20 protein-coding genes, 1 tRNA gene and 1 other RNA gene are annotated in these 24,890 nt (G+C 70.4%); 12 read left to right on the top strand and 10 right to left on the bottom strand.

The window, feature by feature from the left end; genetic code table 11:
* Positions 1 to 353: 353 nt before the first annotated feature.
* Both AC59HU_RS00495 and AC59HU_RS00490 read right to left on the bottom strand, forming a co-directional pair.
* Positions 354 to 3,347: a bifunctional [glutamine synthetase] adenylyltransferase/[glutamine synthetase]-adenylyl-L-tyrosine phosphorylase gene (locus AC59HU_RS00495; RefSeq protein ID WP_497221357.1), complete on the bottom strand. Its 2,994-nt coding sequence runs from the start codon at positions 3,345 to 3,347 to the stop codon at positions 354 to 356.
* 118 nt (positions 3,348 to 3,465) lie between these two features.
* Complete coding sequence (locus tag AC59HU_RS00490) at positions 3,466 to 4,803, bottom strand: glutamine synthetase family protein (protein ID WP_497221356.1); 1,338 nt, start codon at positions 4,801 to 4,803, stop codon at positions 3,466 to 3,468.
* Between the two features lie 56 nt (positions 4,804 to 4,859).
* On the opposite strand from AC59HU_RS00490, the gene AC59HU_RS00485 reads away from it, so the two are divergent.
* Positions 4,860 to 6,662, top strand: coding sequence for an NAD+ synthase (locus AC59HU_RS00485; protein ID WP_497221355.1), 1,803 nt, complete (start codon positions 4,860 to 4,862; stop codon positions 6,660 to 6,662).
* A gap of 427 nt (positions 6,663 to 7,089) precedes the next feature.
* Here the strand turns inward: AC59HU_RS00485 and AC59HU_RS00480 are convergent, their stop codons facing one another.
* Complete coding sequence (locus AC59HU_RS00480) at positions 7,090 to 8,940, bottom strand: alpha/beta fold hydrolase (RefSeq protein ID WP_497221354.1); 1,851 nt, start codon at positions 8,938 to 8,940, stop codon at positions 7,090 to 7,092.
* A gap of 176 nt (positions 8,941 to 9,116) precedes the next feature.
* On the opposite strand from AC59HU_RS00480, the gene panB reads away from it, so the two are divergent.
* The 3 genes from panB to ppgK all read left to right on the top strand — a co-directional run bounded on the left by panB (position 9,117) and on the right by ppgK (position 11,028).
* Positions 9,117 to 9,947, top strand: coding sequence for a 3-methyl-2-oxobutanoate hydroxymethyltransferase (gene panB, locus AC59HU_RS00475; RefSeq protein WP_497221353.1), 831 nt, complete (start codon positions 9,117 to 9,119; stop codon positions 9,945 to 9,947).
* 110 nt (positions 9,948 to 10,057) lie between these two features.
* Positions 10,058 to 10,252 carry an SPOR domain-containing protein gene (locus AC59HU_RS00470; protein ID WP_497221352.1) on the top strand — a complete coding sequence of 65 codons (195 nt, stop codon included), beginning with the start codon at positions 10,058 to 10,060 and terminating at the stop codon, positions 10,250 to 10,252.
* Complete coding sequence (ppgK, locus tag AC59HU_RS00465) at positions 10,249 to 11,028, top strand: polyphosphate--glucose phosphotransferase (RefSeq protein ID WP_497221351.1); 780 nt, start codon at positions 10,249 to 10,251, stop codon at positions 11,026 to 11,028. The genes AC59HU_RS00470 and ppgK overlap by 4 nt, the downstream gene beginning before the upstream one ends.
* 57 nt (positions 11,029 to 11,085) lie before the next feature.
* On the opposite strand, the gene rnpB is transcribed toward ppgK, so the two are convergent.
* From rnpB to AC59HU_RS00445, 4 genes are all read right to left on the bottom strand, one after another.
* Positions 11,086 to 11,445, bottom strand: an RNA gene (rnpB, locus tag AC59HU_RS00460) — RNase P RNA component class A.
* 64 nt (positions 11,446 to 11,509) lie between these two features.
* Positions 11,510 to 12,244, bottom strand: a complete 735-nt coding sequence (locus AC59HU_RS00455; RefSeq protein WP_497221350.1) for a zinc ribbon domain-containing protein — start codon at positions 12,242 to 12,244, stop codon at positions 11,510 to 11,512.
* Between the two features lie 85 nt (positions 12,245 to 12,329).
* Positions 12,330 to 13,184: a Nif3-like dinuclear metal center hexameric protein gene (locus tag AC59HU_RS00450; protein WP_497221349.1), complete on the bottom strand. Its 855-nt coding sequence runs from the start codon at positions 13,182 to 13,184 to the stop codon at positions 12,330 to 12,332.
* Between the two features lie 9 nt (positions 13,185 to 13,193).
* Complete coding sequence (locus tag AC59HU_RS00445; RefSeq protein ID WP_497221348.1) at positions 13,194 to 14,084, bottom strand: SDR family NAD(P)-dependent oxidoreductase; 891 nt, start codon at positions 14,082 to 14,084, stop codon at positions 13,194 to 13,196.
* 89 nt (positions 14,085 to 14,173) lie between these two features.
* Here AC59HU_RS00445 and AC59HU_RS00440 point away from each other — a divergent pair, with 89 nt between their 5' ends.
* Together AC59HU_RS00440 and AC59HU_RS00435 are read left to right on the top strand one after the other, a co-directional pair.
* Positions 14,174 to 14,491, top strand: a complete 318-nt coding sequence (locus AC59HU_RS00440) for a hypothetical protein (protein ID WP_497221347.1) — start codon at positions 14,174 to 14,176, stop codon at positions 14,489 to 14,491.
* 144 nt (positions 14,492 to 14,635) lie between these two features.
* Positions 14,636 to 15,922, top strand: a complete 1,287-nt coding sequence (locus tag AC59HU_RS00435; RefSeq protein WP_497221346.1) for an ATP-binding protein — start codon at positions 14,636 to 14,638, stop codon at positions 15,920 to 15,922.
* A gap of 60 nt (positions 15,923 to 15,982) precedes the next feature.
* On the opposite strand, the gene AC59HU_RS00430 is transcribed toward AC59HU_RS00435, so the two are convergent.
* Both AC59HU_RS00430 and AC59HU_RS00425 read right to left on the bottom strand, forming a co-directional pair.
* Complete coding sequence (locus AC59HU_RS00430; RefSeq protein WP_497221345.1) at positions 15,983 to 16,846, bottom strand: SDR family oxidoreductase; 864 nt, start codon at positions 16,844 to 16,846, stop codon at positions 15,983 to 15,985.
* Positions 16,847 to 16,906: 60 nt separating this feature from the next.
* Positions 16,907 to 16,979 (bottom strand) — tRNA-Val (locus tag AC59HU_RS00425).
* 46 nt (positions 16,980 to 17,025) lie between these two features.
* Between AC59HU_RS00425 and AC59HU_RS00420 the strand changes: the two genes are divergently transcribed.
* Positions 17,026 to 17,730: a hypothetical protein gene (locus tag AC59HU_RS00420; protein WP_497221344.1), complete on the top strand. Its 705-nt coding sequence runs from the start codon at positions 17,026 to 17,028 to the stop codon at positions 17,728 to 17,730.
* A 30-nt stretch (positions 17,731 to 17,760) separates the two neighbouring features.
* Here AC59HU_RS00420 and AC59HU_RS00415 read toward each other — a convergent pair whose 3' ends face one another.
* Positions 17,761 to 18,234 carry a peroxiredoxin gene (locus AC59HU_RS00415; RefSeq protein WP_497221343.1) on the bottom strand — a complete coding sequence of 158 codons (474 nt, stop codon included), beginning with the start codon at positions 18,232 to 18,234 and terminating at the stop codon, positions 17,761 to 17,763.
* A gap of 202 nt (positions 18,235 to 18,436) precedes the next feature.
* Here AC59HU_RS00415 and aceE point away from each other — a divergent pair, with 202 nt between their 5' ends.
* From aceE to AC59HU_RS00390, 5 genes are all read left to right on the top strand, one after another.
* A complete protein-coding gene (gene aceE / locus AC59HU_RS00410) occupies positions 18,437 to 21,163 on the top strand; it encodes a pyruvate dehydrogenase (acetyl-transferring), homodimeric type (RefSeq protein WP_497221342.1) in 2,727 nt (908 codons plus the stop codon).
* Between the two features lie 45 nt (positions 21,164 to 21,208).
* Positions 21,209 to 22,450: a PucR family transcriptional regulator gene (locus AC59HU_RS00405; protein ID WP_497221341.1), complete on the top strand. Its 1,242-nt coding sequence runs from the start codon at positions 21,209 to 21,211 to the stop codon at positions 22,448 to 22,450.
* 87 nt (positions 22,451 to 22,537) lie between these two features.
* Entirely contained in the window at positions 22,538 to 23,455 is a 918-nt protein-coding gene (locus tag AC59HU_RS00400) for an ACP S-malonyltransferase (RefSeq protein WP_497221340.1), read from the top strand.
* 47 nt (positions 23,456 to 23,502) lie between these two features.
* The gene (locus AC59HU_RS00395) at positions 23,503 to 24,507 is read left to right on the top strand and encodes a beta-ketoacyl-ACP synthase III (RefSeq protein ID WP_497221339.1); all 1,005 of its coding nucleotides are present in this window, start codon (positions 23,503 to 23,505) and stop codon (positions 24,505 to 24,507) included.
* Positions 24,508 to 24,580: 73 nt separating this feature from the next.
* Positions 24,581 to 24,829, top strand: a complete 249-nt coding sequence (locus AC59HU_RS00390) for an acyl carrier protein (RefSeq protein ID WP_066038612.1) — start codon at positions 24,581 to 24,583, stop codon at positions 24,827 to 24,829.
* Positions 24,830 to 24,890: the final 61 nt, after the last annotated feature.

Genomic DNA, 24,890 nt, shown 5'->3' with positions numbered 1-24,890 from the left:
CGCAGCGCGACATGTGAGGCCTCGGTCGCTGACGCGGCCGAGGCCTCACCTTGTCTCATCGAGTACGGCCCGCAGCATCGCCCCGGCCCCGCGACTCCAGGGCCGAACGCCGTCTTCAGGTCCCCGATCCGTCACTCGTCGTCGCTAACCGAACCCCATAGCGGCAACAACTGCCGGATCGCGGACAGTCAGGGGCGCACGAGAGACGAAGCACCGGCACACAAAGCCGCGGGCCGTACCCGACGACCCAGCGTGAGCGCGTCGCCGCGAAGCACGACCGCAGGCCGCGCTTCGCGACGGCACGCGAACATGTCGCCCGCGCCGGGCAAGGACCGGCGCGGCAACAGGCACAGCTACTCCCCGTAGAACAACCGATCGAACACCGTCCGCGCCCTCCGCGTCACCCCGAGGTAGTCCTCCTCGAGACGGGTCGCCGAGCCGGGCGGGTACTCGAGCAGGCGCGCGACGCCCTCGAGCTGCCGGCGGTCCGAGGGCAGCACATCCGAGGTCTTGTTGGTCCACAGCGTCATCGCCGACCGCGCGCGCGACGCGAAGAGCCAGGCCTCGCGCAGTTTGCGGGCGTCGTCGTGGTTGACGAGCCCCGCATCCTCGGCCGCGGCGAGGGCGTCAAGCGTTGAGGTCGTGCGGAGGCCCGGGATGCGCAGGGCGTACTGCAGCTGGAGCAGCTGCACGTACCACTCGACATCGCTCAGCGACCCGCGGCCGAGCTTGAGGTGCCGGGCCGGGTCGGCGCCCTGGGGCAGCCGTTCCTTCTCGACGCGCGCCTTGATCCGCTTGACCTCCCGCACCTCGGTCTCCGAGATCGCGACCGGGTACCGCACGGTGTCGGCGAGGGCGTGGAAGTCCTCGATCAGCGCCCGATCCCCCGCCACGCCGTTCGCGCGCAGCAGTGCCTGCGCCTCCCAGGTGAGCGACCAGCGCTCGTAGTAGGTCGCGTACGACTCGAGCGAGCGCACGGTCGGTCCGTTCTTGCCCTCGGGCCGCAGGTCGATGTCGAGGTCGAGCGGCAACCGCGCATCCTCGGTGAGGCGCTTGAGTTCGTTCACGATGAACTGGGCCACGGACTGCGCGGTCGCCTTGTCGACCCGCACGGCCCGGTAGACGTACAGCACGTCCGCATCCGACCCGAAGCCGAGCTCCGCGCCGCCGTAGCGGCCCATCCCGATGATCGCGAACTCGATGCCGTCGCCGGAGGCGGGCGCGGCCGACTGCCGGATGACGCTCAGCGTGCCCTGGAGGTGCGCCGTGGTGATGTCGGTGAGTGCGACCCCGAGCTCCTCCACCGTGCACATGCCGAGGATCGACGAGATCGCCATCCGCAGCACCTCGCGCCGGCGCGCGGTCCGCAGGGCCATCGCGGCCGCATCCGGTGACTCGTGCCGCGCGACGATCGCCCGGGTCTCGTCCTCGAGCACGGCCGGGGAGCGCGGACGCAGCTCCTCGTCGTTCTCGAGCCAGGCCGCGGCCTCGGGGATGCGCTCGAGCAGCTCCCCCACGAACCGCGAGCCCGACAGTACCTGAGTCAGCCGCGCGGCCGCACCCGAGGAGTCGCGCAGCATCCGCAGGAACCAGTAGGTCTCGCCCAGCGTGTCCGACAGCCTCCGGAAGGCGAGCAGCCCGTAGTCGGGATCGGCGCCGTTCGCGAACCACTGCAGCATCACGGGCAGGAGCGTGCGCTGGATGGCCGCCCGCCGGGACACCCCGGCCGTCATCGCGCGGATGTGGTTGAGCGCACCGGCCGGGTTGAGGAAGCCGATCGCGGCGAGCCGGGCCTCGGCCTGAGCGCTGGTCAGCGCCTGCTCGTCCGGCGAGAGCGCCGCCACCGCAGCCAGCAGCGGCCGGTAGAACAGCCGCTCGTGCAGGGTGCGCACCCGCACCTTGATGTCGCTCCACCGGCGGACCAGGTCTTGCGCGCTGGAGGCCAGCCCGCTCCCCCGGGCCAGCACGCGCTGCTCCGACTCCTCGCGCGGCATCAGGTGCGTGCGGGTGAGGTGCCGCAGCTGAAGGCGGTGCTCGAGCAACCGCAGCACCCGGTAGTCCTGCGCGAACTCCACCGCCTCGACCCGGCCGATGTAGCCGCCGTCGGCCAATGCGCCGAGAGCGGCGAGCGTGCCGCGCTGCCGCACCGTCTCATCCACCTGCCCGTGCACGAGCTGCAGCAGCTGCACCGTGAACTCGATGTCGCGGAGGCCCCCGGGGCCGAGCTTCAGCTGGTACTCCACGTCGGAGGCCTTGATGTTCGAGGTGACCCGCTCGCGCATCCGCTGCACCGACTCGACGAAGTTCTCCCGCGACGCGCTCGACCAGACCTTCGGGGCCACGATGCGCGTGTAGTCCTCGCCCAGGGCGAGGTCGCCGGCCAGCGGGCGCGCCTTGAGCAGGGCCTGAAACTCCCAATTCTTCGCCCAGCGGTCGTAGTACGCGGCGTGCGACTCGAGCGACCGCACCAGCGCCCCCGCCTTGCCCTCCGGGCGCAGGTTCGGGTCGACCTCCCACAGCCCGGGCTCGATGCCGGACTCACTGATCCCGCGCATCAGCACCATCGCGAGCCGGGTGCCGATCTCGATGGCCGTGCTCGTGGGCAGGCCCGCCTCCTCGTCGCCCTCGGCGACGAAGATCACGTCGACGTCGCTGACGTAATTGAGCTCACCCGCCCCGGCCTTGCCCATGCCGATCACGGCGAAGCGGGTGGCGGCAACCTCGGCGACCGGGAAGTGCCACAGGCCGTGCCCCTTGGTCGAGAGCTGGGTGCGGGCGACGGCGAGAGCCGCCTCGAGCGCCCCGGCGGCGAGGTCGGCGAGGGCCGCGGCCACGCCGTCCAGCCCGGCGACGGGGTTGCCCTGCTCGAGGTCGACGGCGGTGACCTGGGCCAGCAGGGTGCGGTAGCGCACGCGCAACGCCGTCCAGGCATCCTCACCGACCAGTGTCGAGAAGCCGTCGACCGCGCCGACCGAGTCGAGCAGCTCTCGTCGCGCTCTGTCGGCGTCCGGCAGGAGCAGCCGGTCGTCGCCGAGCACGGCCAGCTGCCGGGGATGCCGGCAGAAGAAGTCGGCCAGCCCCTCCGAGGCCCCGAACACCCGGGCCACGCGGTCGCGCAACCGGTCGTCCTTCAGCGTGCCGAGCGCGATCTCGGGCGACCGTTGCTGCAGCTTCAGGATGCCGGCGAGGGCCAGATCCGGATCCGCGGCCGCCGAGAACGACGCGAGCAGCGCCCCCGTCTCGACCTCGGTCGACGCCGCCAGCGCGCGCAGCTCCTCCGAGGCCCAGCCGAGCCGGGCGAAGCCGATCCGGGCGAGTTCGGTGAGGGAGTTCTGCGAGCGGGGCATGGTGCTACCAGATCATGTTTCGACGGAGACGGCCACGGCCCGGCACATCCGACGCGAGCGACCTACGAGAGAGGCGAACAGGCGGAGCGACTTGCCGGCCGACGGCCGGACCCTGAGGTCAGAGCATCTCCAGGTTGGACTCGAGCTCGAACGGGGTGACCTGGGCGCGGTACGCCTTCCACTCCTGCCGCTTGTTCAGCAGCACGTAGTTGAAGACCTGCTCGCCGAGCGTCTCGGCGACGAGCTCGGAGTCCTCCATCAGCGAGATCGCGCGATCCAACGACGCGGGCAGCGGGTCGTAGCCCAGAGCCTTGCGCTCGGCGTCGGTGAGGCTCCAGACGTTGTCCTCCGCCTCGGGCGGCAGCTCGTAGTTCTCCTCGATGCCCTTGAGGCCCGCGGCCAGCAGCAGCGAGTACGACAGGTACGGGTTCGCCGCGGAGTCGATGGCACGGTACTCGATGCGCGAGGACTGGCCCTTGTTCGGCTTGTACAGCGGCACGCGCACGAGCGCCGAGCGGTTGTTGTGGCCCCAGCAGACGAAGCTCGGGGCCTCGTCGCCGCCCCAGAGGCGCTTGTAGGAGTTGACGAACTGGTTCGTCACGGCCGTGATCTCGGGGGCGTGTCGCAGCAGACCGGCGATGAAGTTGCGGCCGATCTTCGAGAGCTGGTACTCGGCACCCGCCTCGTAGAAGGCGTTCGCATCCCCCTCGAACAGCGAGAGGTGCGTGTGCATGCCCGAGCCGGGGTGGCCGGAGAGCGGCTTCGGCATGAAGGTCGCGTACACGCCCTGCTCGATCGCCACCTCCTTGATCACGGTGCGGAAGGTCATGATGTTGTCGGCCGTCGTCAGCGCGTCGGCGTATCGGAGGTCGATCTCGTTCTGGCCGGGGCCCGCCTCGTGGTGGCTGAACTCGACCGAGATGCCGAGGTCTTCGAGCATGCGCACCGAGCGGCGGCGGAAGTCGTGGGCCGTGCCGCCGGGCACGTTGTCGAAGTAGCCGGCCGAGTCGACGGGCACGGGGCCGTCGGGGCCGTACTGCGACGACTTCAGCAGGTAGAACTCGATCTCGGGATGCGTGTAGAAGGTGAAGCCGCGATCGGCCGCCTTCGCAAGGGTGCGCTTCAGCACGTTGCGCGGGTCGGCCACGGCGGGCTGGCCGTCGGGGGTGGTGATGTCGCAGAACATGCGGGCGGTGGGGTCGATCTCCCCGCGCCAGGGCAGGATCTGGAAGGTGGTGGGATCGGGATGCGCGAGCACGTCGGCCTCGAACGACCGGGTGAGACCCTCGATGGCGGAGCCGTCGAAACCGAGGCCTTCGGCGAAGGCCCCTTCGACCTCGGCGGGAGCGATGGCGACGGATTTCAGGGTGCCCACGACGTCTGTGAACCACAGTCGCACGAACTTGATGCCCCGCTCTTCGATCGTGCGAAGAACGAAGTCCCTTTGCTTATCCATCGGCGGAACAGACCCTCTCTCCGGCATTGGTTCATGCCCCTATTAGGCTAGTGGCTATGCCGAGACTTCGCTTAGCGTTGGCCCAAACCAACCCCGTTCTGGGCGACCTGGACGGCAACGCCCGGTCGATCATCCATTGGGTCCGGGATGCCGTGGCCGGGGGCGCCGATCTGGTCGCTTTCGGCGAGATGGCGATCTCCGGATACCCGATCGAAGACCTGGCGATGCGGCCCAGTTTCCTCGCCGCCGCGCACGAGCGGATCGATCGGCTGGCGGCCGAGCTGGCCGAGGCCGGGCTGGGTGACGTGCCGGTCATCGTCGGGCACCCGGACGGCCCGTTCGAGCCGCGACTGCTCGGCACCAGCAACGCTCCGACGGCGATCGCCCAGAACGCCGCGAGCGTGCTGCAGGGCGGCCGGGTCGTCGCCCGCTACGCGAAGCACCACCTGCCCAACTACTCGGTCTTCGACGAGTACCGCATCTTCATCCCGGGCGACGAGCTGCTGGTGCTGCGGATGCACGGGGTCGACGTCGCTCTGATCATCTGCGAAGACCTGTGGCGCGACGGCGGGCCGGTCGGGCGGGTGCTGCACGCGGATGCGGGGCTGCTCGTGGTGATCAACGGCTCGCCCTACGAGCGCGACAAGGACGAGGTGCGGCTGCCGCTGGTCACCCGGCGCGCGACCGAGACCGACACGATCGTGGCCTACGTCAACCTGGTCGGCGGCCAGGACGACCTGGTCTTCGACGGGGACAGCGTCGTGGTCGACCGCGACGGGGCGATCCTCGCGCGGGCGCCGCAGTTCCGGGAGCACCTGCTGTTCGTCGACGTCGACGCCGAGGGCGCGACCGACACGCCGCTGCCGTCGGACGTGCGGCGGGTCGAGCTCGACGTGCCGGCAGACGGGGGCGTCGACGCCTCGGACGCTTCTGCCGCCTCGGACACCTCGGCCGCCGCCCTTGCGACCGAGACCGCGAAGCCGCCGATCCCGGTCGACATCGCCCAGCTCCCCGATGACCTCGAGCAGATCTGGGACGCGTTGGTGCTCGCCCTCCGCGACTACGTCGAGAAGAACCACTTCCCCTCGGTCGTCCTCGGGCTCTCGGGCGGCATCGACTCGGCCGTCTGCGCCGCGATCGCCGCCGACGCGATCGGCGCCGATCGGGTGTTCGGGGTCTCGATGCCGTCCCGGTACTCGTCCGACCACTCGCGGTCGGATGCGGACGACCTGGCCGAGCGGATCGGCCTGCACTTCCGCACCGAGGCGATCGCCGACCTGGTGATCCCGTTCGAGAACCAGCTCGGGCTCACGGAGATCGCCGCCGAGAACCTGCAGGCACGGGCCCGTGGCGTCATCCTGATGGGCCTGTCGAACCAGGAGGGGCACCTCGTGCTCACGACGGGCAACAAGAGCGAGCTCGCGGTCGGCTACTCGACGATCTACGGCGACTCGGTCGGCGGGTTCGGTCCGCTGAAGGACGTGCCGAAGATGCTCGTCTGGGAGCTCGCACGCTGGCGCAACGCCCACGCCGAGCGCCGCGGCGAGGTCGCGCCGATCCCGGAGAACTCGATCTCGAAGCCGCCGTCGGCGGAGCTGCGCCCCGACCAGACCGACCAGGACTCGCTGCCGGACTACGACGTGCTCGACGCCATCCTCGAGGCCTACATCAACGGTGGTCAAAGCATCGCGGACATCGTGGCCCTGGGCTTCGACGAGCCCACCGTCACCCGCATCACGACCCTCGTCGACCGAGCCGAGTGGAAGCGCCGCCAGTCAGCCATAGGCCCGAAGATCTCCCGCACCGCTTTCGGCAGAGACCGCCGCCTCCCGATCACGTACCGCCCCACAGGGGTCTAGTCGGCGCGCTGTTTTCGTTTCCGCGCCGGTCCCTGCCCGGCGCGGGCGACATGCGTCGGTGCGGTCGCGGATCGCGGCCTACGGTCGTGATCCGCGGCCACGCCGCCGCCTTGGTCGTCGATAAAGGCCCGTTGCGTTCGCCCTCGTCCTCCATGTCTGGGGTGGGTGATTAGTTACGTCCCGAATTTCGAAGAGTGGCGCCCTATAGGGCGTCGGTCGACGAGATTTGGGACATTACTCGGCACAGAAGGTACGGGATGCGAAGCTGCGGGCCGCACTCGCCGACCCAGGGTGAGCGCGGCGCCGGAGAGCACGACCGAAGGCCGCGCTCTCCGACGGCACGCGAACATGTCGCCCGCGCCGGGCAGGGACCGGCGCGGCAATCAGCACAGCCCGGCGCGGCAACCAGCACAGCCCGGCGCGGCAACTAGCTCGGCAGCACCGCCACCCACACGAACCAGACGATCATCGCCAGCCAGACCAGGGTGGCCGCCGCCGCCAGGGCCGCCGAGGGGCGGTTGCCGAGGCGCCAGACGGGGATGAGTCCGAGGAAGCCGACTCCGAGCAGGATGCCGACCCACGGAAGCATCGGCGGCACACCCACGAGCGTGAAGCCCGGGTACTGCGCCAGCGTCGAGCTCACCATGAGCCAGGCGACCAGGAGGAACGCGGCCCCGGTGACCGGCGCGATGCCGCTCGCGATGAGCAGGCCGAACGGCTCCTGCCGCAGCACCTGCACGAGCACGGCGATCAGCCAGCCGACCAGCCACAGCACCACGAAGGCGCCGAAGATCAGCGGGATGGTCAGTTCGAACAGGTTGCGGTCGTCGACCGCCGAGACGACCGAGGCGAACCGGGAACTCGGATGCACGGAGTCGGGCGCCGGCACCGGGTAGGTGTCGGTGAGGTCGGCGCAGACCGCCTGCACCCCGGTGCCGGGGGCGGCGAGCCAGGTCGCGAGCTGGTCGAGCGCGCACGGGTCGGACACGACTCCGCCTCGGCCGGCCGACTGCATGGTGATCAGCTGGTTGTTGGGGAACGCCGGTCCCCCGCTCTGTACCGCGACGAGCGGGATGAGCGGGTCGGTGTCGCTGGCGATGATCAGCGCGGGCATGCCCTGCGGCTGGAACTGCCGGGTGTCCGGGCTCGACGCCGGGATCCCGGCCGTGTCGCAGATCTCGTCGGCCGCGGTGAAGTAGGTCAGCACCGGGAGCGGGGTCGCCGCCGACGCATCCGCACCGTCCGGTGCCGGCAGCACCGGGTCCGGCGACCAGTAGGGCTTCTCGTCGCGGCACATCTCGACCCAGTACTGACCGAGGCTGGTGTCGGTGAGGTGCTCGAGCGCGCCCGGGATGAACGTGCTGATCGCATCCGTCTTGCCGGCGGCCAGCTGGTGCAGCAGGAACGGGACGGCCGGAGCGGTCGCGGGGTCGTAGAGCGCCTGCTGCACGATCGTCACGACGTCGGAGCCGGTCAGCGAGTAGTACCGCTGCTGGCCGGTGACCGGGTTGGTGAGCAGGCCGTGCCCCGGGTCGTCGTTGAAGAGGTCGGTCGCGGTCGCGAGGTCGCCGTTGAGGTCGGGGTAGGCGCCGTCGGATCGCGCCGAGAGCGTGCCGAGGGTGTCGTACAGGGCCTGATAGGCATCGCCCTTGATGTTGCGGTCGACCGGGGTCAAGGCGTCGAGCACGACCGCGTCGACCCCCTGGGGGTCGCGGTTCGCGACGATCTGCATGACCTTGGTCGACCAGCTGTCGCCGTACAGGGTCCAGGTCGGGTAGCCCAGGGTCTGGCGCAGGTCGATGACGTCGAGCGCCGTGTCGGTCTTCGTGTACGAGGTGATGTCTCCGCCGCCCGCGGCGAACTCGGAGACGCAGTTCTTCAGGGCCAGAGCGACGGCCGACATCTCGTCCTTGGGCGAGTCGTCGGTGGTGAAGGTGTCGACGTAGGCCGAGGTCGCGCCCGGGCAGTCCAACGAGGCGCTGGTGTCCGCTCCGCCGCGCTGGCTCAGCAGCACCACGTCGCGGGATGCGCCGATTCGCGGGTCGGCGGCCAGGGCCTCGGCGACCCGGTCGCTCACCTGGCCGGGGCCCCCGCTCATCGTGACGATCGGGGTGCCGGTGGCCGGCTGCGTCGACGCCGGGATGACGACGTAGGGCAGATCGATCGTGCGACCGCCCCCGACGGTGCGGGACTCCGGAACGGTGAGGGTGCCGCAGACGGCGGTGGCCGGCAGACCCTCGTCGCAGGATCGCTCCGCGGTGGTTGCGGCATTCGCCACTGGCGCCTGCCCTGCGACCAGGAGGCCGGCGACGACCACACCCATCGCCCATTGCGCAATTGTTCGACGGCCCACGACGTCCCTTCGATCCGGGGTCACGATTCACGCACTTCGGGTGTGACGTGCCCCCAACCTAACGCATCCCCCGTCCCCGACCGCGGAACTAGACTGGTGACATGCCAGAGCCGACGACGCCCTCCGACACCGCTGCTCCGAAGCGGGTCCGCACGCGGCACTTCCAGAACGCGAAAGAGAACGGCATCCGGATCACGGGGCTGACCAGCTACGACATGCTCTCGGCCCAGATCTTCGACGAGGCCGGCATCGACTTCCTGCTCGTCGGCGATTCGGCCGGCAACAACGTTCTCGGCTACGACACGACCCTCCCGGTGACGGTCGACGAGCTCATCCCGCTCGCCCGCGGGGTCGCCGGCGCCGTCAAGCGCGCCTTCGTGGTCGCCGACATGCCGTTCGGCTCCTACGAGAACAGCGCCGAGGAGGCCCTGCACACCGCCGTGCGCTTCATGAAGGAGACCAGAGCCCACGCCGTCAAGCTCGAGGGCGGGGTGCGCAGCGCCGACAAGATCCGCCGCATCGTCGACGCCGGCATCCCGGTGATGGCGCATATCGGCTTCACCCCGCAGAGCGAGCACGGCCTGGGCGGCCACATCATCCAGGGCCGGGGCGAGGGCGAGGCGGCCCTGCTCGCCGACGCGAAGGCGGTCGAGGAGGCCGGGGCGTTCGCGGTCGTGCTCGAGATGGTGCCGGCCGAGGCCGCGGGCCGGGTCACCGAGGCGCTCCGCATCCCGACCATCGGGGTCGGCGCCGGTCCTCACGTCGACGGGCAGCTGCTGGTCTGGACCGATTTCGCGGGCTTCTCGACCGGGCGCATCCCCAAGTTCGTCAAGCAGTACGCCGACCTGCGGGGTGCGCTCACCGACGCGGTGACCGCCTTCCGCGGCGAGGTCGAAGCCGGGTCCTACCCCGGCCCCGAGCACAGTTACTGACGGGCCGGCCGGATGCGGGCGACCTCGGGTGGCCCAGCACGGCGCACGGGCGCGGCAATAGGATCGTGGGCGGATACAGCCGCGCACGTGCACGAGATCACGGAGGAACCATGAGCGAAGACCCGTCGACCCAGTATTGGTACAACATGAAGACCGGTGAGGTCGAGAAGGGCTACGTGTCGTCGGTCGTCGACCGGGTCGGGCCGTTCGCCACGCACGAGGAGGCCGAGCACGCGCTCGAGACGCTCCGGGCGAACAGCGCGAAGTGGGCCGAGGACGACGCCGCCGACGAGCGCGACCGATGACCGAGAACACTCCGAACACCGTCGCCGTCGGCATCGACATCGGCGGCACCGGGATCAAGGGCGCCATCGTCGACGTCACGGCCGGCGAGCTGCTCACCGACCGCAAGAAGATCCCGACCCCCGCGGGCGGCAAGCCCGACGACATCGCGGCGACCGTGCTCGAGCTCGTGGACTCCCTGGGCGAGATCCCGGGCGGCGCCTCGGTGGGCATCTGCTTCCCCGCCGTCGTGCGTCGCGGCGTCACCATGTCGGCGGCGAACGTGTCGAAGAAGTGGATCGGCTTCGAGGCCGAGAAGCTGTTCGAGAAGACCCTGGGCCGCGACATCACCTTCGTCAACGACGCGGATGCGGCCGGCTTCGGCGAGGTGAAGTACGGAGCCGCCAAGGGCAAGGGCGGGCTGATCATCGTCACGACGCTCGGCACCGGCATCGGCACCGCGTTGATCAACGACGGCGTGCTCATCCCGAACGCCGAGCTCGGGCACCTCGAGATCGGCGGGGTCGACTACGAGACCAAGGCGGCGTACTCCGCGAAGGAGCGCGACGACCTGAGCTGGAAGAAGTGGGCCGAGCGGCTGCAGGTCTACTACGAGACCCTCGAGCGCCTCTTCTCCCCCGACGAGTTCATCGTCGGCGGCGGGGTCTCGAAGAACTACGAGGACTTCCTGCCGCTTCTGAAGCTGGACACGCCGATCGTGCCGGCGACCCTGCGCAACAACGCCGGCATCCTGGGCGCGGCCTGCCTGTCGACGATGCGGGCGACCTTCCTGCAGTAGCCGGGCGTCCGGAACGGCCGGGCGGCCGAGTGCGCCGGGCATCGGGGAGCGATCGAGGTGAATGGGCCGGCGATACGCCGGGTTCTGTCGGGATCGCTCCCTGACGGCCATCTATCTAGGAGCTGCGTTGCCGCAGCCCTCGAGCGGTCTACCCGGAAACTGAGCGAGCAGCGTTAGCGCTTCCTGTCTGACCTTGCTCCGGGCGAGGTTTACCGAGCCGACTGCGTCACCGCAGCCTCTGGTGGTCTCTTACACCACCGTTTCACCCTTACCGCGGGCCGGAGCCCGTGGCGGTCTACTTTCTGTGGCACTGTCTCGCGGGTTGCCCCGGGTGGGTGTTACCCACCGCCCTGCTCTGTGGAGCCCGGACGTTCCTCGGCACCGCTTGCGCGGCGACGCGACCGTCTGCCGGCCCATTCACGCCTGCAAGCTTACGCGACTCGGGCGACGGCGTCGGCTCGGTGTCGGCGTCGGCTCGGCGTCAGAGCCCCGACTCGTCCGTGCGGATCAGGATGCAGGTGCCCTCCGGGTCCATCAGCACTTCGTCGGGGTCGGCCGCCCGGATCTGGGCGAGGTCGGACTCGGTCAGCGCCACATTGCTGCCCATCGACACCCCGCGCTGCAGCAGCGCCGCCCCCACGCCGTAGCGCTCGCGCTGACGCTCGTAGAGCGCGAGGAGTTCGGGCGTGATGCCGCCGGCGACGGCGGACCGCTCGGAACGGGCGACCTCGAGCTGCGCGGTGAGGCGCCCCTTCTGCTCGTCCCGCTGGGCGGCGAGCAGGCGCTCCTCGGTGGCGATGTCGTCGCGGCGCGCGGTGATCGCCGCGAGGCGCACCTCGATCTCCTCGACCCGTTCCATCACAGCGAGCTCGATGTCCTCGAGGTTCGACCGGCGCACGGCCAGCGAGGCGAGCTCGTGCTCGAGCCCCTGGATGTCTTTCGACGACGAGCTCGCCTGCAGGCGCTCCCGGTCGCGCTTCTCGCGGGCGGAGACCGTGTCGATGTCGCCCTCGACCCGCGCGATCTCGGCCTTCGCATCCTCGAGCTCGCCGTTCACCCCGCCGAACTCCTGGCGCGCGGCCGCGGAGTCGCGCTGCAGCTCGGCGAGCCGGGCCTCCTGCGGGAGAGTGCGCAGCGAGTGCTGGATCTGCGCCACGCGGTTGTCGGCGGCCTGCAGATCGAGGAGCTTGCGTTGTTCGAGGGCGGGTGCCTTCATCGGTGTTCCTTCGGTCGGAGGGGTGGTCGCTCGGAGGGTGGGATTCGGTCTCGGGTCGTGCTCTCACGGGAGGGCACGGGCCGGGTCACTGGGTGATGACGAAGTCCCACGGGTCGGTGTTCAGCTCGCTCACCACGAACTCCACCTCGGGGAGCCGCTCGGCGAGCTGCCGGGCCGCGGTGTCGAGCCAGAGCCACTCGCTCGCCCAGTGTGACACGTCGATCAGGGCCGGGCCGCCGCCGGCGAGCGACTGCTCGCGCGACTCGGACGCCGGGTGGTGCCGCAGGTCGGAGGTGATGTAGACGTCGGCGCCGCGCACCTCGGGCGACCCCAGCAGGGAGTCCCCGGCACCGCCGCAGAGGGCGACGGTGGAGACGGGCCGGTCGTAGTCGCCCGAGACCCGGATGCCGGTGGCCGTCGCCGGGAGCAGCTCGCCGAGCGCGAGGGCGAGCCGGCCGAGCGGGATCGGTTCGGGCAGCCGCCCGACCCGGCCGAGGCCGACGGCGGGGCGGGCCGAGGCGCCGGTCGTCGCGTCGCTGTCGTCGCGGTGACCGGCGACGATCGGACGCGCATCCTGCAGCCCGAGTCGTGCCGCGATGACGGCCGAGGTGCCCTCCTCGACGATGTCGGCGTTCGTGTGCGCCGCGATCAGGCCGCAGCGGGCACGGATGAGGGTGGCGAGCAGGCGGCCCTTGTACCCGGACTCGGCGACGCTCGTGACCCCGCGGAGCAGCAGCGGGTGGTGCACCAGGAGCACGTCGGCGCGGGCGGCGACCGCCTCCTCGACCGTGGCCGCGACGGCGTCGACCGCGAGCAGCACCCGTCGCACCGGGTCGTCGCCTGACCCGCTCAGCACTCCGGGTGCATCCCAGTCCTCGGCGGAGCCGGTGGGCCAGAGGTCTTCGACGACGGCGTTGAATTCGGAGAGCGTGTGCGGCACGGCTCCAGCCTACTTCCCCGCCTGCGCGTCGCTTCCGGGCCCGTCGTCCTCGGGCAGCCCGGTGAACCGGGCCGACTCGATCCAGAGCCCGCGCTGCAGTTGCTCGTCGTGCGCCTGGCGCGCCATCCGCCCGTTCGGCCGCATCCGGTCGAAGTACGCGCCGCTCGCGGCCGGCACGGGTGTCGGCGAGGCGAGCGCGATCAGCGGTGCCGCGCCCACCTCGGCCGACACGCCCCAGCGGCCGCCGGTGAGGGTGGTGCCGATCCGGATGAGGGCCGAGCTGCGCCCGAACCCGGTGACGACGGCTCCCGGATGCACGGAGTAGGCCTCGACGCCCGTCCCCGCATCCGCGGCCCGGCGGGCGAGCTCCCGGGTGAAGAGGATGACGGCGAGCTTCGCCGTGCCGTAGGCCCGCCAGCCGCCGTTCCAGGCCCGGCCGGTGCCGTCCAGGTCGGCGAGGTCGAGCCTGCCGAAACGGTTGGCGAGACTCGACGTCGAGACGACGCGCGCCGGGCCGCCGGCCCGGGCCGAGCGCTCGAGGGCGGGCAGCAGCAGCCGGGTGAGCAGATAGGGCGCGAGGTGGTTGCTCTGCAGGGTGAGGTCGTGGCCGTCGACGGTCGTGGTTCGCTCGGAGACCAGGCCGCCCGCGTTGTTCATCAGCACGTCGACCCGGTCGTACCGCTCCAGGATGCCGGCGGCGAGGGCCCGCACGTCGTCGAGGCGGGCGTAGTCGGCGAGGACGTGTTCGGCCCCGATCCGCTCGGCGACCGCCTTGGTGCGCTCGGGGTCGCGGCCGACGACGACGACCCGGTCGCCCTGCTCGGCGAAGTGCTGTGCGGCGACCGCCCCGATCCCCGAGCTCGCCCCCGTGATGACGACCGTGCGCGCGTTCTCACTCATGGCCTCAGCCTAGGTCGATGCCGCGGATCCGAGCAGAACCGAAGGACGGAGTCCTGCGCCCCGCCCGACAGGTGAGGTATGCTCAGCCCATGGTCACGCCGAGCGGAGCCCACTGGGTGCGAGTCGAGCTGGAGGGACGACGGCTGGAGTTCCTGATCGGCCCCGACCTGGTCGACGTGGAGCAGCTGGCCGACGCGCTCGTGGTGCTCACGCTCGCCGACGGGCGGAGCTGGCAGGTGCGGGTGGTGACCGCGGATGCGCTGACGGCCGAGATCGCCGGGTGGCGGCACTACGCCGAGGACGACGACCTGATGAGCTACACCGACCTCGTCGTCGTCCGCTGGCCGGGGATCGAGACGATGACCCGCGCGCTGGCCCGCGCGACGGAGCACGTGCGCGACGGCTGATCCGAGTCCTCACCGCATCCGTTTCCTCCTGGATTCGACAGGGACAGAAGAAACGCGGTTCTTCCGGGGGCGAGGGCGCCCGACACGCGCTGGAGGTTGCGAGAGTCGGAAGGACGACGAGATCCGTCGAGCGACAGGCACCCCATGGCACAGATCCGCATCCGCGATTTCCATCCCGACGACATCGACGACATCCTGCACCTCTGGGAGCAGATGCGTGCGACCCGGGCCGAGCCGGTCTACGGCCTCTCCGAAGTGCTGGCGTCCTGCCGGCAGGACCACGCCGTGGTCGCGGTGCAGGACGACCGGGTCGTCGGTGCCGCGGTCGGGCGGGCCGCGCACGCCCAGGGGTGGATCGTCTTCCTGGCCACCGACGCCGACGACCGCGGGCAGGGTGTCGGCGGTCGGCTGCTGGCGGCCCTGGAGAAGCGGATGGCCCCGCTCGGGCTGACGAAGCTCTCGGTGCTGCTGCCGGAGAGCGGCCTGCCGGTCGATGCCTTCGCCGACCAGGGGTTCGCGGCCAAGAAAAACCTGCTCTACTTCGAGCGCCGCATCCCGGTGCAGCGCGACGAGCTGAACGCGCTCAGCGAGCTCGGCGGGAGGGTGCTCCCCCGCGGGCTCTGGGAGTCGATCGGCGGGATGCAGCGGGAGAAGGACCTGCTGGAGCGGCGGCTGGTGATGCCGCTCGCGCGGTCCGACCTCGCGGAGCGCTTCGGGGTCGTCGCGCCGAGTGCGGTCGTCCTCTTCGGTCCGCCCGGCACCGGGAAGACCACGTTCGCGCGCGCGATCGCTTCGCGGCTCGAGTGGTCGTTCGTCGAGGTCTTCCCGTCGCGGCTCGCGGCCGACCCGGCCGGGCTGGCCGGTGCGCTGCGGGAGACCTTCGAGAAGATCGCCGACCTCGAGCACGCGGTCGTGTTCATCGACGAGGTCGAGGAGATCGCGGTGCAGCGCGGCGGCGAGCCGCCCTCGGCGATGCAGGGCGTGACGAACGAGCTGCTGAAGATCATCCCGACCTTCCGCGATCAGCCGAACCGGCTGCTGGTCTGCGCGACCAACTTCATCCGCTCGCTGGACTCGGCCTTCCTCCGGCACGGCCGCTTCGACTACGTGATCCCGATCGGACTGCCCGACGAGGAGGCCCGGCGGTCGATCTGGTCGCGGTACATCCCCGACGCCGTGCTCGACGGGATCGACGTCGAGGCCCTGGTCGCGGGCACCGCCGGCTTCTCCCCGGCCGACATCGAGTACGCCGCCCAGAAGGCCTCGCAGCGCGCGCTCGAGCAGGCCGTCGACGCCGAGGAGGCGGGTGCTCCGCTGGAGGGGCCGCGGACGGCGGACTACCGGGCCGCCATCGCCGACACCCGGGCGACCGTGTCACCCGAGGTCGCCGAGGCGTTCCTGGAGGACATCGACCTCATCGCGCGGGTCTGACGCGGCGGGCGCCGCGCATCCCGCTCAGGCCCGCGCACCGGCCGGCACCGTGCATCCGGATCAGGCCCCGACCCACCCGGCGGTCATCGAGGTGACCACCGAGCCGTCGAGGTCGGCGAGCTTGCCGCCCACGAACGCCCGCGCCGCGTCGGAGGTCTGCACCCGGAACGGCGGCTCCTCGGCGTCGAGCAGGTCGACGATCACCCGGGCGACCCCGTCGGGCGTCTGGGCGTTGGCGGGGTCGAAGGCCGCCCGCGTGCGCTCGAGGTACGCACCGAGAGCCGGTGCGTACGGCCCGGCCTCGGCGAGGGCGGCGGCGGGGTCGATCTTCGCGTTCGCCACGAACTCGGTCGAGACCGCGCCCGGCTCGACGACGCTCACCGAGACGCCGACGGTGCGGGCGACCGGCTGCAGGCTCTCGAGGAAGCCCTCGACGGCGAACTTGGCGGCGCAGTAGGCGTCGTTGAAGGGCTGGCCCACGATCCCGCCGACGCTCGACACCGTGATCACGCGGCCGCCGGACGCACGCAGCAGCGGCATCGCCGCCCGCGTCAGCTGGACCACACCGAAGAAGTTGACCTCCATCGCCCGGCGGAAGTCGTCGACCTCGAGGGTCTCCAGCGTGCCGACCGTCGCGGCACCGGCGTTGTTGACCAGCGCATCCAGACGCCCGTGGCGCTCCTCGACGGCCGCGATGGCGGCCTCGACCGATGCGGGGTCGGTGACGTCGAGCGGGAGCACCTCGACCATGACCCCGGCGGCCGTGGCCGCCGCCTCCAGTGCCGCGGCGCGGCCGGTGTCGCGGAGCGTGGCGATCGTCGTCCAGCCGGCCGCCGCCGCGGCGACCGCCACGGAGAGACCGATGCCGGAGGAGGTGCCGGTGACGAGGAGGACGCGAGAAGAGGAGGAGGCAGTGGGTTCCATGACCCCATTCTGCCCCCGGCTCCCGGCCCACGCCCCTAGCCGGGAACAAGACCGGATCAGTGGGCCCTACCGGGCTCGAACCGATGACATCCACGGTGTAAACGTGGCGCTCTACCAACTGAGCTAAAGGCCCTCGTGCCGCACGAGGCGAGACCAGCATACCGGCCTACACTGCTCTGGTGTCAGAGGACGAGGGCGAGAGCGTCGCCGAGGAGAAGGCCCAGGCCGAGCACCGCTGGCCGGCGGCCGTGGGGGTCATCGCGATCATCGCGAGCTACGCCCTGCTTCCGGACAGCCTGTTGGGCTTCACCCGGTACCTGGTCATCCCGGTGTGCCTGGCGTTGCTGCTGGCGGTGATCGTGATCAACCCCCACCGGCTGGTGAGGCAGACCCGGTGGTCGCGCCGGCTCGGCATGATGCTGGTGCTCGTGATCGGCGCGACCAATCAGGTGCTGCTGGTCGTCTTGATCATGAAGCTGGTGCAGAACACCGAGGACGGCCCGACGCTGCTGCTCGGCGCCCTGCAGATCTGGCTCACCAACGTGATCGGCTTCGCCCTGCTGTTCTGGGAGCTCGACCGCGGCGGCCCCGTCGCCCGCACGCAGCGACCCCGCAAGCAGCTTCCGCCGGCCGACTTCCGCTTTCCGCAGGACGAGGATCACGACGCCGTGAGCGAGGTCGCGGTGCACTCGTCCATCCACAGCAACTGGCGGCCGGGCTTCGTCGACTACCTCTACTTCTCGCTGTCGAACTCGATGGCCTTCAGCCCCACCGACGTGGTGCCGCTGACGCATCGCACCAAGCTGCTGATGGGGCTCGAGGCCTTCACGGGCTTCGTGCTGCTCGCACTCGTGATCGCCCGCGGCGTGAGCCTGCTGGGGTAGCGCGGAGCGCGTGGCTCAGACCCGAGCGGCTCAGACCCGAGCGGGCTGCAGTTCTTCCAGCGCCGCGCGGTAGGCCGCGATCGAGCGCGCCTCGCCGGGGGCGGTGATGAAGGAGGCCCGGATGATCCGGTTCTGGTCGATCACGAAGGTGGCGCGGTTCGCGAAGCCCTTCTCCTCCAGGAAGACGCCGTAGTCCTTCGCGACGTCGCCGTGGGGCCAGAAGTCGGCGACGAGCGAGAAGTCGTAGCCCTCCTTCTCCGACCAGGCGCGCAGAGTGGCCTTGGAGTCGACGGAGATGCCGATCAGCTCGACGTCGGCGGCCTTGAACAGGGCCAGGTTGTCCTCGAGGGCGCAGAGCTCGCTCGTGCACACCCCCGAGAAGGCGAGAGGGAAGAAGACGAGTGCCACGGGCTTCTTGCCCTGGAACTGGCTGAGGCGCACACGCTCCCCGTACTGGTTCGGGAGGTCGAAGTCGGGAGCGAGGGTGTCGTTCTCCAAAGCCATGATCGGCTTCCTTTCAGTCCGGTCGTCTACCGGACAAACGCAGCAATCTTAGTCCTCCCCACGCGATACACCAAGCGCGACGGGTTGTCACGCCGAGCGCGGACTCACGGATTAACTCACTAGGCTTGTCTGTGGCGTTCCGGGCCCACCACGCACGGGCGCACGACACGAAACGATCTGTAAACACAGAAGAAAGGTCGCCGTGACTGTCAACGACCAGGACCCGTATTCCGCGGGACACACCGACTCCGATCCCGAAGAGACCGCGGAATGGAACGAGTCGCTCGACGCGCTCGTCGCGGCTCAGGGTCACGGCCGGGCTCGCGACATCATGCTCAGCCTGCTGAAGCGCTCGAAGGAGCTGCATCTCGGCGTGCCCATGGTGCCGACCACCGATTACATCAACACCATCGCTCCTGAGAACGAGCCCGAGTTCCCCGGCGACGAGGCCCTGGAGCGCAAGTACCGGGCGTGGATCCGCTGGAACGCGGCGATGACCGTCCACCGGGCACAGCGGCCCGGTATCGCGGTCGGCGGCCACATCTCCACCTACGCCTCGAGCGCGGCCCTCTACGAGGTGGGCTTCAACCACTTCTTCCGTGGGCAGGACCACCCGTCCGGCGGCGACCAGATCTTCATCCAGGGCCACGCCTCCCCCGGCACCTACGCCCGCGCCTTCCTCGAGGGCCGGCTCACCACCGACCAGCTCGACGGCTTCCGCCAGGAGAAGTCGCACCCGGGCGGCGGGCTCAGCTCCTACCCGCACCCGCGGCTGATGCCGGAGTTCTGGCAGTTCCCGACGGTCTCGATGGGCCTCGGCCCGATCAACGCGATCTACCAGGCGCAGCTGAACAAGTACATCACCAGCCGCGGCATCAAGGATGCGTCCGACCAGCAGGTCTGGGCCTTCCTCGGCGACGGCGAGATGGACGAGGTGGAGAGCCGCGGTCAGCTGCAGGTCGCCGCCAACGACGGCCTCGACAACCTGAACTTCGTCATCAACTGCAACCTGCAGCGCCTGGACGGCCCGGTGCGCGGCAACGGCAAGATCATCCAGGAGCTCGAGAGCTTCTTCCGCGGCGCGGGCTGGAACGTCATCAAGGTGGTCTGGGGCCGCGAGTGGGACGACCTGCTCGCCCGTGACACCGACGGCGCCCTGCTCAACCTGATGAACACGGTTCCGGATGGCGACTTCCAGACCTACAAGGCCGAGTCCGGCGCCTACGTGCGCGAGAACTTCTTCGGCCGCGACCCGCGCGCCCTCGAGCTCGTCAAGGACTACTCCGACGACGACATCTGGAACCTCAAGCGCGGCGGCCACGACTACCGCAAGGTCTACGCGGCCTTCAAGGCGGCGTCCGAGCACAAGGGCCAGCCGACGGTCATCCTGGCGCACACCATCAAGGGCTACGGCCTGGGTCCGGCCTTCGAGGGGCGCAACGCGACGCACCAGATGAAGAAGATGACCCTGGACAACCTCAAGACCTTCCGCGACCAGATGCACATCCCGATCTCGGATGCGCAGCTCGAGGAGAACCCCTACCTCCCGCCGTACTACAACCCCGGCGAGCAGGACGAGGCGATCCAGTACCTGCAGGAGCGCCGTCGTGCGCTCGGCGGCTACCTGCCCGAGCGCCGCACGAAGTACACCGACTTCACTCTGCCGGACGACTCGTCGTACCAGACGCTGAAGAAGGGCTCCGGCAACCAGGAGATCGCCACCACCATGGCGTTCGTGCGGCTGTTGAAAGACCTCACCCGGGCGAAGGACTTCGGCAATCGCGTCGTCCCGATCATCCCGGACGAGGCGCGCACCTTCGGCATGGACGCGTTCTTCCCCTCGAACAAGATCTACAACCCCAAGGGCCAGACCTACACCTCCGTCGACCGCGAGCTCCTGCTGGCGTATAAGGAGAGCCCCCAGGGCCAGATCATCCACGTCGGCATCAACGAGGCGGGCGCCCTCGCGGCGTTCACCGCGGTGGGCACGAGCTACTCGACCCAGGGCGAGCCGCTCATCCCGATCTACGTGTTCTACTCGATGTTCGGCTTCCAGCGCACGGGCGACGCCCTATGGGCGGCGGGCGACCAGATGGCACGCGGCTTCGTGATCGGCGCCACCGCGGGTCGCACGACGCTGACCGGTGAGGGCCTCCAGCACGCCGACGGGCACTCGCTGCTCCTCGCGTCGACCAACCCCGCCGTCGTCACCTACGACGCGGCCTACGGCTACGAGCTCAACCACATCGTGCGGTCGGGCCTGGAGCGGATGTACGGCGGCACGCACTCCGACCCCAACGTCATGTACTACCTCACGGTGTACAACGAGCCGCACGTGCAGCCGGCCGAGCCCGAGGGTCTCGACGTCGACGGCGTGGTGCGGGGAATCTACCGTCTCAAGTCCGGCACGATCGAGGGCCCGAAGGCGCAGATCCTGTCCTCCGGCGTCGCGGTCCCGTGGGCCCTCGAGGCGCAGGAGCTGCTCGCCAACGACTGGGGCGTGTCGGCGGACGTCTGGTCCGTGACGTCGTGGACGGAGTTGCGTCGCGACGGCCTGAACGCCGAGTCGCACAACTTCCTGCACCCGACCGAGGAGCGACAGGTGCCCTACGTCACCACGAAGCTCCAGGATGCGCCCGGGCCCTTCGTCGCGGTGACCGACTACATGCACGCGGTGCCTGACCAGATCCGTCAGTTCGTGCCCGGCGAGTTCGCGACGCTGGGGGCCGACGACTTCGGCTTCTCGGACACGCGACCCGCCGCGCGCCGGTTCTTCAAGATCGACGGCCCCTCGGTGGTCGTCCGCGTGCTGGAGCAGCTCGCCGCCCGCGGCGAGGTCGACCAGAACGCGCCCTCCTGGGCGATCGAGAAGTACCGCCTCTACGACGTCACGGCCGGAACCTCCGGCTCGGCGGGCGGCGAGAGCTGATACCGGTCGGAATGACCACTCGATTGATCGCGGTCGGGGGCGACGATGCCCGCTAAGACGAAGGCTCAGACCCTGGCCTGGCTCCGCACCATCCAGGGCGAGCTCTCGACCGCGACGATCAAGAAGCTGGATGCGACGCTGCCCTGGTACGGCGACATGCCGCCGGGGCGGCGCTCGGCCGTCGGCCTGGTGGCGCAGGCCGGCATCAAGTCGTTCATCCAGTGGTACGACGACCCGACCACCACCACTTGGATCGCGGCCGACGTGTTCGGCTCCGCGCCGCGGGAACTCCTCCGCTCGGTCAGCCTGCAGCAGACGCTGCAGCTGATCCGGGTCGTGGTCGAGGTCGTGGAGGAGCGGGTCGCGAGCGGCGACCAGTCGCTCCGCGAGGGCATCCTTCTCTACTCGCGCGAGATCGCGTTCGCCGCCGCCGACGTCTACGCCCGTGCGGCCGAGGCCCGCGGTCTGTGGGATGCGCGGCTCGAGGCCCTGGTCGTCGACAGCATCCTGAGCGGCGAGTACGACGACGAGCTGCCGAGCCGGATCGCGGCGCTCGGCTGGCACGGCCACGGCGAGGTGAGCGTGCTCGTCGGCACCACCCCGCGGCAGCTCGACGTCGACCAGCTGCGCCGTACGGCCCGGCACCTGAACGCCGACGTGCTGATCGGGGTGCAGGGCGGGCGCCTCGTGCTCGTGATCGGGCGCGCGCATCCGGTCAACGGCATCGGCGGGCCCCCGGTGGATGCGGCCGACCCCTCGGTCAGCCCCGACGAGGCCGTCGCCGCGCCGGACGAGGTGCTCTCCTTCCTCGACATCGCCACGAAGCTCGAGCCGGGCTTCGGCCCGGGCTACCTGGTGCTCGGCCACGAGGTGCCGAGCCTGGTCGACGCCTCGCGGAGCGCCAAGGCGGCTCTCGCCGGCTTCGCCGTGGCGAAGGCCTGGCGCAACGCCCCGCGCCCGATGATGGCCGACGACCTGCTCCCCGAGCGCGCGCTGGCCGGGGATCCGCTGGCACGGTCGACGCTGGTCAACCGGGTCTACCGGCCGCTGCAGGACCAGTCGCCCGAGCTGATGACCACCCTGTGGTGCTACCTCGACAACGGGCGCTCCCTCGAGGCGACGGCCCGCGAGCTCTTCGTGCATCCGAACACCGTGCGCTACCGCTTGAAGCGGGTCACCCAGGTGATCGGCTGGGACGCGACCGGTGCCCGGGAAGCGCTCATCCTGCAGTCGGCGCTCATCCTCGGCTCCATGAACGACCACGACAGCCCGGGCCAGCGCCGCTGACCGGCTGTCGACTTCTCACAACGAATTCGCACATCTGTTGCGCGCGTTCGACACACCGTAGGCACGAACTCTTGGGAGACTGAAGCAATGATCGTCGTCGTATGCCCCGGCCAGGGGTCGCAGACCCCCGGCTTCCTCGGCCCGTGGATCGACCACTCGGGCCGCGACCTGCTCGAGAGTCTGGGCGCCGCCTCCGGGGTCGACCTCATCCGCCACGGCACCGAGAGCGACGCCGAGACCATCCGTGACACCGCCGTCGCGCAGCCGCTGATCGTGGCCGCCGGCTTCCTCACCCTCCGCGCGCTGTTCGCCGAGGGCCGCCGCGAGCGGGTCGGCGGGATCGCCGGTCACTCGGTCGGCGAGATCACGGCCGCGGCCGGTGCGGGCATCCTGACCGACGACGAGGCCCTCCGCTTCGTCGGCGAACGGGGCCGGGCGATGGCCGAGGCGGCAGCACTGACCCCGACCGGCATGAGCGCCGTCGTCGGCGGAGACCAGACCGAACTGCTCGCGCTCTTCGAGGAGGTCGGCGTCATGCCGGCGAACTTCAACGGCGGCGGGCAGATCGTGGTGGCCGGCGAGCCGGATGCGCTGGCCCGCCTCACCGAGAGCACCCCGCGCGGCGTGCGGGTCATCCCGCTGCAGGTCGCCGGCGCCTTCCACACCCGGTACATGGCTCCCGCGGTCGACCGGCTGGCCGCCGTCGCGGCGACGCTCGCGCCCGCCGACCCGACGCTGCCGATCTGGACCAACAAGGACGGCTCGCTCGTCGAGGACGGCTCCCGCTTCGTCGACCTGCTCGTCGGCCAGGTCTCGTCGCCCGTGCGCTGGGATCTCGACATGGAGGCCTTCGCGGCCGCCGGTGTCACCGGGCTGATCGAGGTCGCGCCGGCCGGAGCCCTCACCGGGCTCGCCAAGCGCGGGCTCAAGGGCGTCCCCGCGGTCGCCGTCAAGACCCCGGACGACCTGCCCGCCGCGTTCGAACTCCTCGACCAGGCCGCCTGAGCGACCACCGACTCCCCCGCATCCCCCCGGAAGGTCCACGGACAACCATGACCCAGCCCACCCTGAAGCAGTCCACCGGCGCCCAGTACACGCGCATCCACGCGATCGGCGCCGCCCGCGGCGACCTCACCGTGCCCAACGACGACCTGGTCGGCCCGATCGACTCCTCCGACGAGTGGATCCGGCAGCGCACCGGGATCGTCACCCGGATGCGTGCCTCGCACGACGTCTTCGCGGTCGACCTGGCCGAGGCCGCGTCGCTCGAGGCGATCGAGGGCGCCGGCATCCTGCCCTCGCAGATCGGCGCGATCCTGGTCTCGACGATCAGCAACCCGGTGATCACCCCCTCGCTCGCGACCCTGCTGGCGGCGCGGATCGGCGCGCCCGAGGCCGCCGCGTACGACATCAGCGCCGCCTGCGCCGGCTACGCCTACGGCATCGGCCAGGCCGACTCGCTGGTGCGCTCGGGGCTCGCCGAGTACGTGCTGGTCGTGGGCGCCGAGAAGCTCTCCGAGTACGTCGACCCGACCGACCGCTCGATCTCGTTCCTGCTCGGCGACGGCGCGGGCGCCGCGATCGTCGGCCCGAGCGACACCGTCGGCATCGGCCCGACCATCTGGGGCTCCGACGCGACCAAGCGCGAGGAGATCTACATGACCGGCACCTCCATCGCCTTCCGCGACTCGGAGTCGGAGTGGCCGACCCTGCGCCAGAACGGGCAGGCCGTGTTCCGCTGGGCCGTCTGGGAGATGGTGAAGGTCGCCAACCAGGCCCTCGAGGCCGCCGGCGTCACGGTCGACGACCTCGCCGCCTTCGTCCCGCACCAGGCGAACATGCGCATCATCGACGAGTTCGCGAAGCAGCTGAAGCTGCCCGAGTCGGTCGCGATCGGCCGCGACATCGCCACGACCGGCAACACCTCGGCCGCCTCGATCCCCCTCGCCACCCATCGTCTGCTCGAGGAGCAGCCCGAGCTCTCGGGCGGCCTCGCCCTGCAGATCGGCTTCGGAGCCGGACTCGTCTTCGGCGCCCAGGTCGTCGTTCTGCCCTAGCGGCTGCACGAATCGACACCCCCGGCCCGACTAAACTAAGTCTCGGTCACACGACACCCCCAAGGAGAGAACAATGGCATTGTCCACCGAAGAAGTACTGGCCGGACTGGCTGAGCTCATCAACGACGAGACCGGCATCGCGACCGACACTGTCGAGCTGGACAAGTCCTTCACCGACGACCTGGACATCGACTCGATCTCGATGATGACCATCGTCGTGAACGCCGAGGAGAAGTTCGACGTCAAGATCCCCGACGAAGAGGTCAAGAACCTCAAGACCGTCGGCGACGCCGTCACCTTCATCGTCGCAGCACAGGGCTGAGGCCCTCCCCTCCCGCGGCAGGTCGGCAGGATCGCGACCACGCTCACGATCCTGTCGACCC

This window comes from Herbiconiux sp. 320_LB (genome assembly GCF_059691755.1).
This window is presented reverse-complemented; position numbering and strand designations above follow the sequence as displayed.